We start from the raw sequence: 14557 nt of genomic DNA on the forward strand, positions 1-14557 counted from the left end.
CGTAGGTAGGATTCGGCGTCACCAGGGGGTGGGTATGGCTGACGTCGCGGCGAGCGGGTGGGTCCCGGAACTCGTCGCGCTGCGCGAGGCCCCGCACAACCTCGCGGCCGAGCTGAGCAGCTTCGTCGGCCGGGAGCGGGAGCTGGCTGAGCTCACCGACGCGATCGCGGGCACCCGGATGCTGACCCTCACCGGGGCGGGCGGGTGCGGCAAGAGCCGGGTCGCCCACCGCGTCGGCCGCGCGCTGCTGCCCAGGTTTCCCGACGGGGTGTGGTGGGTCGGCCTGGCCACCCTGTCCGGCCGTGACGAGCTGGAGCAGGCCCTCGCCCACGTGATCGGGGTTCGCCCGGCGCCGGGGCGGCGGGCGCTCGACTCGGTGGCCGCGCACCTGGCCTCCCGCCGGGTGCTGCTGATCATGGACAACTGCGAGCATGTGCTGGACGAGGCGGCCCGGGTCGCCGAGACCCTGGTCGGCGACTGTCCCGGGGTCACGGTGCTGGCGACCAGCCGGGAACCCCTGCGCACCGACGGGGAGACCGATTGGCGGGTGCCCTCGCTGTCGCTGCCCACGGCGGCGCCCGCCGAGTCCGACGCGGTGCGGCTGTTCGTCGAGCGCGCCCGCCAGGTCCGACCGGGATTCCAACTGGACGACGCCAACGCCGACGCCGTCGCGCGGATCTGCCGTGAACTCGACGGCATCCCGCTGGCGATCGAGTTGGCGGCGACCCGGCTGCGGATGCTGTCGGTCGATCAGCTGGCCGACGCGCTCGGCGAGCGGTTCCGGGTGCTCACCGACGGGACGCGGACCTCCCTGACCCAGCACCGCACCCTGCGCGCCTCGGTCGACTGGAGCCATGACCTGCTCAGCGACGCCGAGCGGACACTGCTGCGCAGGCTCGGCGTCTTCCGCGGCGGGTTCACCCTCGACGCCGCCACCCGGGTCTGCGCAGGAGACCGGATCCAGGCAGGTGCGGTCTTCGAACTGCTCGCCGCGCTGGTCGACAAGTCCCTGGTGCAGGCCGAGGACCACGGCCCCGTCGTGCGGTACCGGCTGCTGGAGACCATCCGGCAGTACGCGCTCGAGCGGTTGGCCGCCGCGGGGGAGACCGACCGCGTGCTCGACCGGCACCGCGACGCGTACCTGGCGCTCGCCGAGGACCTGGCGCCGAAGGTGAACAGCCCGCGTCAGCTGGAAGTGCTCGGCCTGCTCGACCCCGAGGCGGCCAACTTCGTCCAGGCGATCGACCGGGCCGCGGCGGGCGAATCGGAGACGGCGCTGTGGCTGTGCGTGGCCTTGACCGGGTGGTGGCAGGGGCGGGGAAGGTTCGGTCAGGGTTTGGCGTGCCTGCGCACCGCACTGGCCGCGAGCGACCAGCCGTCGGTGCCCAGGGTGCGGGCGCTGTGGGGCCGCGCGTTCCTGCTCGCCCTGACCGGTGAGTTCGCCGACGCGCTCCCGGTCGCCCAGCAGGTCCTGACCGAAGCCGAACAACTCAGCGACCTGGAGACCGTGGGCCGGACCCGATGGCTGCTCGGGATGCTGGTGTTCTTCCCCGCCCCGGCGGACTGCCGCGAGCAGCTGGAGCGCTCACTGGAACTGGCCACCGCGCACGGGGACACCTACGGCGCGGCGGTGTGCGCCATGAGCATCGCCTACAGCTACCTGCACCAGAACGACCTGCGGCAGGCGGAACCGTGGTCGCGGCGGGCGATGCGGCAGGCCCAGGCGGTGGGGCAACTGGACCTCATCGCCTGGTGCCACGGCGCGACGGCGTGGGCGCACCACGTCCGCGCCGAGTTCGACCTGTGCCGCCGCGAGGCCCTCGCGGCGATCCGCTGCGCGCGGTCCATCGGCGACATCATGTCGGAGATCAGCGCGACCTGCGCGATCTCCCAGGCCGATGTCGGCGGGGGACACCCGGAGCGCGCGCTGGAACGGCTGACGGCGGCCCGGCAGCGGGCACTGTCGCTCGGCGCGGGGTTCATCCTCCCCGCCGCGGTCGCCTGCACCGGCTGGGCCCACGCCGCCCAAGGTCGGCTCGACGAGGCCGCGGCGTGCCTTGAGGACCTGATCAGGGAGGGTGCGGGCGGGTACAGCTACGCGCTGGGCTTCGCCTGCGCCGGGTTGGCCGAGGTGTACCGGCTGCGCGGCGAGCGGGCCGACGAAGTCGGCGGGCGGGCACTGGAACTGGCCGTGTACAACGGTGACCGCCTCAGCATGGCCGCCACCCAGCTCACCCTGGGGCGGGTGGCGGGCGCTCGCGGCGAGTGGGCCCAGGCGCAGCGGACCCACCACGAGGCGCTGTCGGTGGTCGTGGCCGACGGCTACGCCGTGCTGCTGCCCTCCGCGCTGGAGGCGCTCGCCGAGGACGCCGCGGGCCTCGGCCGCCCACTCGACGCCACCCGAATCCTCGCCGCGGCGGCGAGTGCGCGGACCGCGCTCGGCGTTGTCGACTGGCTGCCCCGCCGCGAGCAGACGGCGGCGCTGTCCGATCGGCTGCGAACCGAACTCGGCGACGAACCCCACGCGGCCGCCACCACCGAAGGCGCCCGGCTGAGCGCGGACGAGGCCGTCGCCTTCGTCAGCCGGGCCCGCGGCGCCCGGAAACGGCCCGCCGACGGCTGGGAGAGCCTGACCCCGACGGAGCTGGACGTCGCCCGCCACGCCGCCGACGGGCTCACCAACCCGCAGATCGCCGAGCGGATGTTCATCACGCGGGGAACGGTGAAGAGCCACCTCGCCCACATCTACGCCAAGCTCGGCCTACGCAACCGCGCCGAACTCGCCGCCGAGTTGGCCCGCCGAACCTAGGGGGCCGGCGTTCAACTCTCTGCCATGTGGCAGATGTTTCCGGGGCCGAGGGCGGGCACTGTTGATCTCCTGGAGGTGGGGACATGCGGACAATCGGAGATCACGCGGTCGTTCTCGGCGCGAGCATGGGTGGGTTGCTCGCCGCGAGGGTGCTCGCGGACAGCTACCGGCGGGTGACCGTCGTGGAGCGCGACTCGCTGCCGGACAGCCCCGACAACCGGCGCGGCGTGCCGCAGGGCAGGCACGTGCACGCGTTGCAACCCAAGGGCGCGCAGATCATCGACGGCCTGTTCCCCGGCATCCTGGCCGACCTCATCGCGGCGGGCGCCCCGGTGATCGGCGACGACCAGTCCCAGATGCACTTCTCGGCGGGCGGCCATCTCCTGCGCGGTGACGGTGTGCTTGAGCGGCCGCTCTCGATGTACCTGCCGAGTCGGCCGCTGCTCGAGTGGCACACCCGCGAACGACTGCGCGCTCTGTCCACTGTGGACATCATCGACCGCTGTACCGTCGTCGGTCCGAGGGGGACCGACGACGGCAGTCGGGTCACCGGAATCGAGGTCCAAGAGCACGGTTCGCCGTCGCGGGTCATCGACGCCGACCTGGTGGTGGACGCGATGGGCCGCGGCGCCCGCACCCCGGCGTGGCTCGAACAGCTCGGCTACCCGCGACCCGCGGAGGACAAGGCGCAGGTGGACGTCACCTACGTCAGCGTCCTGCTGCGGATACCGCAGGACGCGCTGTGGGAGAAGCTCGTGCTCATCGGCCCGCGGCCGGGCACGCCGAAAGGGTTCGCGCTGTTCAGCTGCGAGAACGACACCAGGGTGTTCAGCATCGCCGGAATGGCGGGCGTGCGACCACCGGCCGACCGCGCCGAGATGATCGACTTCGTCTCGGACATCGCCCCGGCGAGGATGCTTTCCGTTGTGCGGGAAGCCGACCAGCTCGGCGAGGTGGTCACGCACCGGTTCCCGGCGGGCCAGTGGCGCCGCTACGACAAGCTGCGGCGGTTCCCGGCCGGGCTGATCGTCGTCGGTGACGCCATCTGCAGCTTCAATCCCTTGTACGGCCAGGGAATGACCGTCGCCGCGCTGCAAGCGCGTACCCTGGCCGACTGCCTGCGCGGCGGCGACCGCGACCTGGCGCGCAGGTTCTTCCGGGCCACGGCCAAGCCGGTCGGGATCGCCTGGGACTTCGCCACCCGCGCCGACCTCGCGCTGCCGGAGATCGCGGGCCCGAGGACGACAGCCGTGCGGATCAGCGTCGCCCTGTCCGAGTACTACCTGCGGGCGGCCGAGACCGACCGGCGGGTCTCCGAGCAGCTGTTCCGCATCTCGGGGTTCATGGACCCGCCGAGCAAGCTGTTCGGGCCGCGGATGCTGCTCCGGGCGATCGCGGCCAACCGGCGTCGTGGCGACACCACCGGCCACGCCGAACACCCGATGCCCGTGCAGGCGCGCCCATGAACCCGGTGACCGAACTGCGAGTCGGCAGCCTGCGCACCGTCGTCCGGCCGGCTGGTCCGCAGGACGAACGCGAGGCCGTCGTGTTCGTCCACGGCAACCCGGGGCCCAGCCAGGACTGGACGGGCCTGCTCACCGCGGTCGGCGAGTTCGGCCGAGCCGTCGCCTGGAACCAGCCCGGGTTCGGCCGCGCCGACAAGCCCGCGGGCTTCGAGCACACGGTGACCGGGCACGCCGCGTTCATCGAGGCCGCGCTCGACGCGCTCGGCATCGACCGGGTCCACCTCGTCCTGCACGACTTCGGCGGACCGTGGGGCCTGGAATGGGCCGCGACCCACCCCGACCGGGTGGCGAGCCTGGTGCTGATCAACACCGGCGTCCTGCGCGACTACCGCTGGCACCTCATGGCGCGGATCTGGCAGACCCCGCTGCTCGGCGAGCTGTTCAACGCCCTGTCGACCCGCTCGGCGTTCCAGGCGACACTGCGCCGCACGGACCCGCGGCTCCCGGCCGACTTCGTCGACCGCCTCCACGCGGTCAGCGGCGACCCGGCCACCAAACGCGCCGTGCTCCGGCTCTACCGCGCGTCGAGGCAACGCCTCATCGACGACTGGGCCGCCCGGACAGCCGACCTCCTGCGCCCCCTGGACCTGCCCGCATTGGTGGTCTGGGGCGCCAAGGACGCGTTCATCCCGGTCGAACAGGCCCACCGGCAGCGCGACGTGTTCCCGCGCGCCGAAGTCGAGATCCTGCCCGACAGCGGCCACTGGCCCTTCGCCGACGACCCCGCCGCCGTGGAGCGCGTCGTGGCCGCCTTCCTCCGCCGGGAGACGCGGATCGGCGATCTCAGTCCTTGAGGTCCGGTGGTCCGCTGACCCACTCAAGGAGGAGCATCATCGCGCCGAAGGTCAGGTGCAGCACGTCGTCGGCGGTGTTGGTGGGGATGAAGTTGGCCGCGCTGCCGTCGGCGACGACCAGGCCGTACGCGCCGAACAACATCAGGAGCCCGCCACCGCCGACCAGGAACAGCCTGGCCGCCGTCGCGGTGGCGCGCGACATCACCACCCCGATCAGGCCGAATCCGAGGTGCATCAGGTTGTGCAGCACGGACACGGCGAACAGCCCGAACAGCAGCCCCGGACGCTCGGGGCCGGCGAAACCCATCGTCTCGTGGTCGGTGACCGTCGCGGGCACGAAGCCCAGCAGCCCCAGCGCGATGAAGACCAGACCGAGGAAGAACGCGGCTTCCCGGGCGAACCCCCGGGCGGCCGCCTCATCGGCGGCTGGGATGTGGTGTGCGTGCGCGTGTGCCATCACCATCGCCTCCCTGACCTCGTGTGTCCCTGTGTGTCCCTCCATCGTGCGCCCGCCGGAGCCCCGGCGAAAGCCGCGGGATTGTCGGTGGCGTGTGCGATGGTGCGACCGTGGTGGTGGACTTCGATGCCGAGCTGTGGGAGTGGGACGCCCGGCGGGTGGACAGCTGGACTTTCGTGAGCCTGCCGGAAAGCGCGTCCGAGGAGATCCGTGACCTCACCGGCCCGCGACGCGGGTTCGGCTCGGTGCGGGTCCGGGTCACCGTGGGCGCCACCACCTGGACGACGTCGGTCTTCCCCGACAGCGGTCGCGGCGTCTACGTACTGCCGGTCAAACGCGCCGTGCGCCGCGCCGAGGGTCTCGACGCGGGCGACGTCGCGGCGGTCTCCCTGGAAGTGCTTGACCTCGCGGCCTCGTGACGTGCCTTCACCGGCGCGTCTTGCCCGAAGGAGCTACCGTCGGCGGGTGAGCAGTGCCGACCTTGTGGTGGACGCGTTCGGGCGGATCGCCGAAGAAGTGCGCGCCGCCGTCGACGGGCTCAGCGCCGACCAGCTGGCGCACCGCGTCGACGGGGACGCGAACTCGATCGCGTGGCTGGTGTGGCACCTGTCCCGGATCCAGGACGATCACCTCGCGGGGGTCTCCGGGCTCGACCAGGTGTGGCTCGCCGACGGCTGGGCCGACCGGTTCGGTCTGCCGTTTCCCGACACCGACCACGGCTACGGCCACACCAGCGACCAGGTCGCCGCGGTCCGGGTCGACGCCGACCTCCTCACCGGCTACCACGACGCCGTACACCGCCAGAGCGTCGAGTGGGCGGCGGGCATCACCGACGCCGACCTGGAGCGGATCGTGGACCGGGCGTGGACGCCGCCGGTCACCCTCGGGGTGCGGGTGGTCAGCGTGATCTCCGACTGCCTGCAGCACGTGGGCCAGGCCGCGTTCGTCCGCGGGCTCTTGCTTCGCGGCTGAGAGCGGGTCCGGCCAGTCCGGGCGGCGTCGCCACACGGCCAGGTTGAGGATCAAGCCGCTTCACGACGATGTGGCCCACGTGGTCCAGCACCCCTGGACGAGCAAACCCTCAGGGACCGCTCTACATCCCTGCACTTCCCCCTGCACCCTCGTCCTGGCCGCCTTTAACTCTCGAGGCCGAGGGGGACTGACTTCCCTTTGATACCACCAAGAGAACGTGAGCCCGGGATGAGCGAAGCGGTCACCGCCCCGCTCATCCCGTGACCACCTACCCCAACCGAGCCTCAATCGCCTCGATCACCCGCGGCCGCAGCTCAGCCGCACGAATCACCGCGTCGACCGAACCGACCTCAACCGCACGCCCGATGTTGTGAACCCGGTCGAACTCACCCGCCACCTCACTGAGCTTTTCCGCCCGAACCGTCGCACGCAGCTCGTCGAGCTCCGCGGTCAGCGAAGCCCGATCCGCGCCAACGGCGGCAGCGCTGCGGGTCTCCAGGTCCCGCACCCGCGGGTCGGCCGCGATGCGGGCCGCGACGTCGCGGGTGAACACCACCGCCGCGGCCGGTGCGCCGCCGAGCACGGACGCGAACGAGCCCTCCAACGCGAGGACCGTCATGTTCGGGTTCAGCGCCTTGGAGAACACCACGAACGCGCCGCCGTGGTACCGGGAGATCACGCAGAACACGATCGGACCGCGGAAGTTCACGATCGCCCGCCCGATCTCCGCGCCGTACTCCAGCTGGAGCTTGCGCATCGACTCCGGTGACCCGTCGAACCCGGACAGGTTCGCCAGCACCACCAGCGGCCGGTTGCCGCTGGCCGCGTTGATCGCCCGGGCCACCTTCTTCGACGACTTCGGGAACAACGTGCCCGAGGTGTAGGTGTCCGGGCCGTCGGTGGGCGGGAAGCCGCGGCGCTGCACCGACCGCGACTCGATCCCCACCATGCAGACCGGGATACCGCCCAGGTGCGCGTCCTGCACCACGGCGGTCTCGGCGTCGGCCATGCCCGCCCAGCGTTCCAGCACCGGCCGGTCCTGGTCGGACAGCGCCCGCATCACGACCCGGATGTCGAAGGCCTTCTTGCGGTCCGGGTTGGTCTCGGCGGAGAAGATCTCCCCGACGCTGGTGAAGTCGCTGCCCGGCGCCCGGTGCGGGTAGCCGGTGACATCACGGTCACGCGGGTCGGTGGTCTCCACCCGCCGCGGCCCGTCCTCACCGGGGGCGACATAGGTGTGGTCGTAGTACGACATCAGCAGGTCCCGGGCCGCGCCCAGGTCCGGCGCCCAGTACTGCGCCTGCCCGTTGGGGCCCATCACCCGGTCGTAGCCGCCGATGCCGAAGTTGTCCTCGGCCGAGACCCCGCCGGAGAAGTCCAGCGACTGCTTGCCGGTGAGCACCATAGCCGAATCCGGCGTCATCACCAGGATTCCCTTGGTGTGCATGAGCATCGTGGCCTCGGCGTTCCAGTACGGCTGGGCGCCGACGTTGATGCCCGCGACCACGATGTTGATCTCGCCGCCGTCCTGGGTGAATGTGACGATCCGCTTGAGCGCGGCCGCCACCCAGTCCATGTTCTCGGTGCCCGACTCCATGGAGATCCGGGCGCCGGAGGACACCGTGTACCACTCCACCGGCACCTGGAGCCGCTCGGCGAGGTCCAGCGCGGCGATCACCCGGCGGCACTCCGGTTCGGCCAGCGCGCCGAGCGAGGTGGTCGGGTCGCCGAGCAGCACGACCCGGGTGACACCCTGCGGGTGCCGCGCGGTCGGCGTGCGCACGACGCCGGCGACGATGGCGGCGGAGTTCTTCCCCCGGGGCCGGTCGACCGGCACCAGCGCGTGGTCGTCGTCCAGGTCGTACTCGGTGAACTCGCCGATCATGCTGGTGATCTCGTAGGGGTACACCGTGTTGCGGCTGCTGGCCCGCACCACCTTCTGCCGGTAGCTGTCCAGCGGCAGCACCGGCTCATCGGACGGTTCACCGAAGGTGAGCGCCGGGCGGCCGGTGGCGTCGAAGGAGATGCGCAGCGCGACCCGCACCAGCTCACCGGTCTTCGGGTGGCGCTGCCGGAGGATGAACTCGATCTCCTCCAGGCACGCCCCCGCGGTGGTGGGCAGGATCCGGTTGGCCAGCTGCTCCAGCTCGGCCGGGGTGATGTCGCTGGCCTGCCAGACGTAGACCACGATCCGGTTGGTGTTGAACCGGGCCGCCGCCGGCCGCCTGCCCTGGGCCCGGCGGATCGAGTCCAGGCAGGTCGCCAGGGTGTTCTCCGCGGTCGGCAGCGCCACCAGCCTGCCGTCGTGGTCGCGCAGCCCCACCAGGTCCCGGACCTGCGTGAACGCCACCAGCCGCTCGTCGCCGCGGTTCTCCCGGGCCACGCAGTGGAACAGGTACACGTCCTCGTCGGCCGAGGGCAGCCGGGTGAGGTCGAACTCGCGCAGCCGCTCCAGCTGCATCCGCTGGGCGATGTAGGGGTGCAGGCCGCGGATCAGCCGGTCCTCGGCCAGTCCGCTCTCGGACGGGCGGAAGGTGATGTGCTGGTGCATGACGTCACCGCCGCGGCCGGCGACGGTCAGGGTGAGCCTGCGGACCTGCGGGGGCAGCGGGTGCGCGCTGACCACCTCGGCCAACTCCGCGGCCAGGTCGGCGGCGTCCTCGGGCTGGCTGCGCCACGCCAGGTAGATGTCGGCCTCCAGCGGGCCCGCGCCCGCGGCCAGCGTGCCCAGGCCCCGCAACGCCTCGGGCAGATCGTCGTGCCGCGCCGCGGTGGACACCACGGTGAAGTCGGTGCGCTCGGCGGTCACGTAGGTGCGGTCGGAGACCACGCTGGTCTGGATACCGACGAGCCGCTTGTTGCCGTAGTACCGCCGCGTCAGCACGTCCAGCATGATCGCGTTGTCGCGCGCGTTGCGCTCCAAGTACTGGCTGAGCACCCGCACCAAGGGTTCGGTGGTCCGCACCATCTGGGCGATCCGCTCATCGCGGTCCGCGGCGTCCGGGTTGGCCGCCAGGTACCGCACGTGCTTGCGGACGTCGGCGTAGACCCGGGCCCGGTTGCGGCGCAGCATCGGCTGGCCGAGCCAGGCGAACACGACACCGCGCGCCAGGTCGGAGACCACCGGGAACCGCACCTGGGTGGCGGCGATCAGGTGCTCCATCGCGAGCCCGACCGGTTCGCGCAGCGCCTCGTCCGGCGGCGGCTCCCGCAGCCAGGCGCGCAGCAGGGTGGCGACGACACCGGCGTCGGTGGTCGCCCGCTGCTGGGCGAGGAAGATCCGGAACACCGCGGCTTCCAGCTCCGGGGTGCGTTCCAGGTCGGTGACCCCGTAGTGGGCCAGTGCCTTGGCGAGTTTGGCCTGGAACCGCTCCGGCAGCCCGGCCCGGTCGACATCGAGGCTCTGCAGGTAGGTGTGGAAGTACTCGCGGGCGCTGTGCAGGTGGCTCTCACCGCTGATGTCCTCGCCCGCGGGCCGGTTGCGGCTCAGGTCGGCGAGATCGGCGAAGATCGTCACCAGCCGCACTTCCTCGGCCAGCGGCCGCCCGCCCGCCTCCCGCGCGGCGAGGTAGTCCCGCAGGACCCCGCCGTCGTCCTGGGGGTCGACGTCGTAGCCGAGCAGCTGACCGCACAGCTCCTGCAGGCGGTCGGCGGCCGAGACCTCCGGGCCCGCCTCCGCCAGGTCCCAGTCCACCTGGACGTCGGCGGCGGTGTCGGCGGCGTCGCCGTTCTCGGCGAGCGGTTCCAGCCGCAGCAGCGGGGCGCCGGTCTCCACCAGGCTGCCCACCGCGACGGTGCATTCCTTGATCCGGGCGGCGAACGGCGCGCGGAGCACCGTCTCCATCTTCATGCTCTCCAGCACCAGGACCGGTGCCCCGGCCTCCACCTCGGACCCGGCCGCTACCGGGGTGGCCACGACCAGCGCCGGGGCGGGGGAGCGCAGCACGCCGCCCTCGTCGCGGCTGACCCGGTGCGCGACACCGTCGACCTCGACCAGGACCACCGGGCCCGCGGTGCCCAGGAGCAGGCGGTGGCCGACGCCGTTGACGCGGATCCGGCCCGCGTGCTGGTCGAAGCGGTCGAGTTCGACATCGGCGGTGCGGGCGTCGCGCCCGGCCTCGATGCCGACCCGGAACCGGTGCGCCCCGATCCGGGTGACCCGGACGCGGTACGTGGCGCCCCGCAGCTTCAGGTCGAGCCTGCGGCCGCTCTCGTGCCGCACCTGGGGGCGGCCGCCGAACGCGGTGGACAGCAGGCGCTGCTGCTCGACGCCTTCCTCTTCCTCGTAGGCCTGGATGGCGGCCGCGGCGATGGCGACCGCGGAGTGGCGCTGGGCGACGAGCCTGCCCTCCGCGCGGACCCGGTCGATCCAGCCGGTGTCGGCGCTGGCGTCGATGACCTCGGGCTGGTCGAGCAGGTCGAGCACGAAGCTCTTGTTGGTCGCGCCGCCGTCGATGATGACGGTGGTGGCGGCCATGGCGTGGCGCAGCCTGCCCAGCGCCTCGGTCCGGTCGCGGCCGTGGGCGATGATCTTCGCGATCATCGAGTCGAAGTCGGCGGGGATGGTGTCGCCCTCGCGCACCCCGGTGTCGACCCGGATGCCGGGGCCCGAGGGCAGCTCCATGCGGACGATGCGGCCGGGGGAGGGGGCGAAGTCGCGGTCGGGGTCCTCGGCGTTGAGCCGGGCCTCGACAGCGTGGCCGCGCTCGACCGGGGGCGCACCCTCGAGCCGATTCCCCGACGCCACCCACAGTTGGGCCTTGACCAGGTCGAAGCCGGTGGTGGCCTCGGTGATCGGGTGCTCCACCTGCAGGCGGGTGTTGACCTCCAGGAACGCGAACACCTTGTCCCCGGGGTGGTACAGGAACTCCACGGTGGCCGCGCCGCGGTAGCCGACCGCGATCGCCAGCCGCTCGGCGGAGGACTTGAGCTCGGCGGTCTGCTCCGCGCTGAGCACGGGCGACGCCGACTCCTCGATGATCTTCTGGTTGCGCCGCTGGATCGAGCAGTCACGCACCCCCAGCGCCCACGCGGTGCCCTGGCCGTCCGCGATCACCTGGACCTCGACGTGCCGGGCGCCGGTGACCAGGCGCTCCAGGAACACGACCCCACTGCCGAACGCCCGCGCGGCCTCCTGGCTGGTGCGCTCGTAGGCGTCGGCCAGGTCAGCGTCGTTGGTGACCACGCGGATGCCGCGCCCGCCACCACCGGCGGTGGCCTTGAGCATCAGCGGGTAGCCGATCCCGGCCGCGGCCGCCAGCGCGGCGTCGAGCGACTCCACCGGGCCGCGGCTCCACGGCGCGACGGGCACACCGACCTCCTCGGCGATCAGCTTCGCGCCGATCTTGTCGCCGAGCTTGCGCATCGCGTCGGGGCTGGGGCCGACGAAGGTGACACCGACTTCCTCGCACAGCGAGGCGAACGCCGGGTCCTCGGCGACGAACCCCCATCCGACCCAGGCGGCGTCGGGCTTGGTCTCGACCAGTGCCTTCTTGAGCACCTTCAGGTCGAGGTAGGGGCGGGCCGACGCGGGCCCCAGGTTGTAGGCGACGTCGGCCGCGCGGACGAACGTGGCGTTGCGGTCGACATCGGTGTGCAGAGCGACCGTTTCGATCGGCGTCCCGGTCTGCGCGGCCAACTCCCGCGCGGCATGGATGAGCCGCATCGCGGCCTCTCCACGGTTGACGATCGCGATACGGCGGAACATCCGACCGACCTTCCCTCTCCTCGACGTGGCCCCCGAGCATGTGGCGCTCGGCCGGGCGCGGTTCCCATCTTCAGGTCGCGCCCACACTCTGCCTGGCACCCCGACCCGGGCTGTCCCCGGCCGCGCCCGCGGCGGGCGCCGCGGACAAGCCGGTTCACGTGCCGGGGCGGCGTGACGCAGGTGTCTGCTTTTCTTGTCGACGAGTGAGCACAAAGGCGTTCGCCCGTCGTCGACAGCTGACTGTATCGAGCCCCACCCGGGTGAGGGTCCGCGATATGCCGTCGATCGCAGCGGCGTCGTCGGGGTCGAAACTATGAACCCGCGTTCGCCGGACAGCGGGCCACCCGGCGGGGCAGACTCCTGGCGTGGATCAGCGGGGGGAGGCGCCCGTGGTGGGGGCGCCGTGGCGAAGTGTCGTGGGCCAGCTCGTCGGCGTCTGGGTGGCGGCGACGGTCGGGTTGTTCCTGGCCGGGCACGTGGCGCTGTTCGCGTGGCTGTTCCAGGTCCGGTCCGGGGTGGTTCCCGCGCTGATCGCCTTGGGGATGCTCGCGGTGGCTTTGTTGTGCGCGGGGTCGCTGTGCTGGCGCGGGTCCACCCTCACCACGACAACGCGCGGCAAGCTCGCCTGGACCGCCGCCGTCACGCTCCTCGGCATCCCCGTCGCGGTGTTCGTCGGGGCCGTGACCGAAGCGCTCGAACCCGGGGTGGACCTGGACTTCACCGGCTTCATGGCGGTTTCAGCGGCGTTCGCGCTGGTCGCCGGGCTGATGGTGAACCGGGTCGCGGCCAGGTGGGCCTGCGGCTGCGTGCTGGGCGCCGCCGTGGTGGTCGGCCTGTGGCTGCCGACCGCCGCGCAGACCTGCGCCGAGGACGTCGCCGACGAGCCGACGTCCTGGCTGTCGCCGAACCCGCCTGCGTGCGACCGCGACGTGTGGCGGCACTTCCGCGAATTCTGGTCCGACCTCGTCGACTGACCCCCACGACCGACTCGGAGACCTGCCGGATGACTCCACCCTCACTGGACGCGGCCGACCGTCCGATGACCTACCGGCAGGTCCTCGCCACCCGCAACGTCGCCCAGTTGCTGCTCTCGGCGTCACTGTCGCGGTTGGCCTCGGAGATGCTGCTGTTCGCGGTCGTGCTCTACGTGCTCGCCGAGTTCCGCTCCCCGGTGCTGGCGGGTCTCAGCGGGTTCTTCCTGACCCTGCCCGGCTTCCTCGTGAGCCCCGTGGCGGGCGCGGTCCTCGACCGGGTCGGCGCGGTGCGCGCGGTCATCCTCGACACCGTCATCAGCGCGCTGCTGATCGGCCTGGTGGTGTTCGCGTCCGTGGGCGGCGGGCTCACTCCGGTGCTGCTGCTGACCGTGCTGGGGCTGTACTCGCTGACCAGCCCGTTGAGCGCGGGCGGCATCCGCACCCTGTTCCCGCGATTCGTCCCGCGGGCCGCCTACGACAAGGCCAACGCGCTCGACCTGAGCACGTACTCGGTGATCGACGTGGTCGGTCCCCTGGTCGCGGGCACCCTGTTCGCCCTGGTCGGGCCGGACGCGACACTGGGCATCGTGGCGGGGATGTTCGCCATGGCCGCGCTGAGCCTGCTCCTCCTGCGCGGCTCGGGCGCCGAACCGGAACGCGGCGAACGCAAGCATCTGCTGCGCGAGGCCTGGGAGGGCATCACCTACCTGTTCGGCAACCGCACGCTGCGCGGTCTCGCGGTCTCGTACTCCTGCTACCAGGTGGCGTTCGGCATCCTCGTCGTGGCCGTGCCGGTGACGGTGGCCGAGCGCATCGGCGGCACCGGGCCGACCGAGCAGGTCGCCGGCCTGCTGTGGAGCGTCGTCGGGGTGTGCGGCGCGGTGGGCGCGCTCGTGGCGGGCAAGGTCCTGCGCGCGGGCGGCGAACGGGCGCTGCTCATCGGCGCGACAGTGCTGTCGGCGGTGGCTATCTTCCCGGTGAGCGCGGTCGCGTCGCTGGTGATGCTGGCGGTGGGTCTGGCGTTCGTCGGCCTGCTGGAGGGCGCGCTGAACGTGAGCGTGCTGTCGCTGCGCCAGCGCCGAACCGAGCCGCGGTGGCTCGGCCGGGTGATGACGGTGTCGATCAGCGTCAACCTGATCGGCTTCCCCATCGGCACCGCCCTCGGCGGCTTGGTCGTCGCCCAGTCCACCACCGCAGCGTTCGTCGCGGCAGCGGGGTTCGCGGTCCTCGCCGCCGCCGGCGGCGCCCTCGTCATCCCCGCATAACCAGAGCGATATTCCTTGTCAGGAAAGGAAAAGAGCGGGTCGCTCGCATCATT

At 72.2% G+C, this 14557-nt stretch carries 9 protein-coding genes; 7 read left to right on the top strand and 2 right to left on the bottom strand.

The features are described from left to right. Nucleotides 1-34: 34 nt before the first annotated feature. The 3 genes from C8E96_RS24260 (at nt 35) to C8E96_RS24270 (ending at nt 5129) form a co-directional block, all read left to right on the top strand. A complete protein-coding gene (locus C8E96_RS24260; RefSeq protein WP_091368445.1) occupies nt 35-2809 on the top strand; it encodes a LuxR C-terminal-related transcriptional regulator in 2775 nt (924 codons plus the stop codon). A gap of 83 nt (nt 2810-2892) precedes the next feature. Next, complete coding sequence (locus C8E96_RS24265; RefSeq protein ID WP_091368448.1) at nt 2893-4275, top strand: FAD-dependent oxidoreductase; 1383 nt, start codon at nt 2893-2895, stop codon at nt 4273-4275. Beyond that, the gene (locus C8E96_RS24270) at nt 4272-5129 is read left to right on the top strand and encodes an alpha/beta fold hydrolase (RefSeq protein WP_091368451.1); all 858 of its coding nucleotides are present in this window, start codon (nt 4272-4274) and stop codon (nt 5127-5129) included. Before C8E96_RS24265 ends, C8E96_RS24270 begins: the two co-directional genes overlap by 4 nt. On the opposite strand, the gene C8E96_RS24275 is transcribed toward C8E96_RS24270, so the two are convergent. Further along, the gene (locus C8E96_RS24275) at nt 5119-5586 is read right to left on the bottom strand and encodes a DUF4383 domain-containing protein (RefSeq protein WP_091370086.1); all 468 of its coding nucleotides are present in this window, start codon (nt 5584-5586) and stop codon (nt 5119-5121) included. The genes C8E96_RS24270 and C8E96_RS24275 overlap by 11 nt on opposite strands. Nucleotides 5587-5696: 110 nt before the next feature. On the opposite strand from C8E96_RS24275, the gene C8E96_RS24280 reads away from it, so the two are divergent. Continuing rightward, nucleotides 5697-6005, top strand: a complete 309-nt coding sequence (locus tag C8E96_RS24280; protein ID WP_091368455.1) for a DUF1905 domain-containing protein — start codon at nt 5697-5699, stop codon at nt 6003-6005. A 46-nt stretch (nt 6006-6051) separates the two neighbouring features. Beyond that, entirely contained in the window at nt 6052-6558 is a 507-nt protein-coding gene (locus tag C8E96_RS24285; RefSeq protein WP_091368459.1) for a mycothiol transferase, read from the top strand. Between the two features lie 268 nt (nt 6559-6826). Here C8E96_RS24285 and C8E96_RS24290 read toward each other — a convergent pair whose 3' ends face one another. Continuing rightward, nucleotides 6827-12265, bottom strand: a complete 5439-nt coding sequence (locus tag C8E96_RS24290; RefSeq protein WP_091368462.1) for an ATP-binding protein — start codon at nt 12263-12265, stop codon at nt 6827-6829. A gap of 365 nt (nt 12266-12630) precedes the next feature. Between C8E96_RS24290 and C8E96_RS33510 the strand changes: the two genes are divergently transcribed. Both C8E96_RS33510 and C8E96_RS33515 read left to right on the top strand, forming a co-directional pair. Further along, nucleotides 12631-13239: a hypothetical protein gene (locus C8E96_RS33510; protein ID WP_166658094.1), complete on the top strand. Its 609-nt coding sequence runs from the start codon at nt 12631-12633 to the stop codon at nt 13237-13239. A gap of 29 nt (nt 13240-13268) precedes the next feature. Beyond that, nucleotides 13269-14504 carry an MFS transporter gene (locus tag C8E96_RS33515; RefSeq protein WP_166658095.1) on the top strand — a complete coding sequence of 412 codons (1236 nt, stop codon included), beginning with the start codon at nt 13269-13271 and terminating at the stop codon, nt 14502-14504. Nucleotides 14505-14557 lie beyond the last annotated feature (53 nt).

Origin of the sequence: Actinokineospora alba, from assembly GCF_004362515.1 — a bacterium.
In the GTDB taxonomy this organism is placed as follows: domain Bacteria; phylum Actinomycetota; class Actinomycetes; order Mycobacteriales; family Pseudonocardiaceae; genus Actinokineospora; species Actinokineospora alba.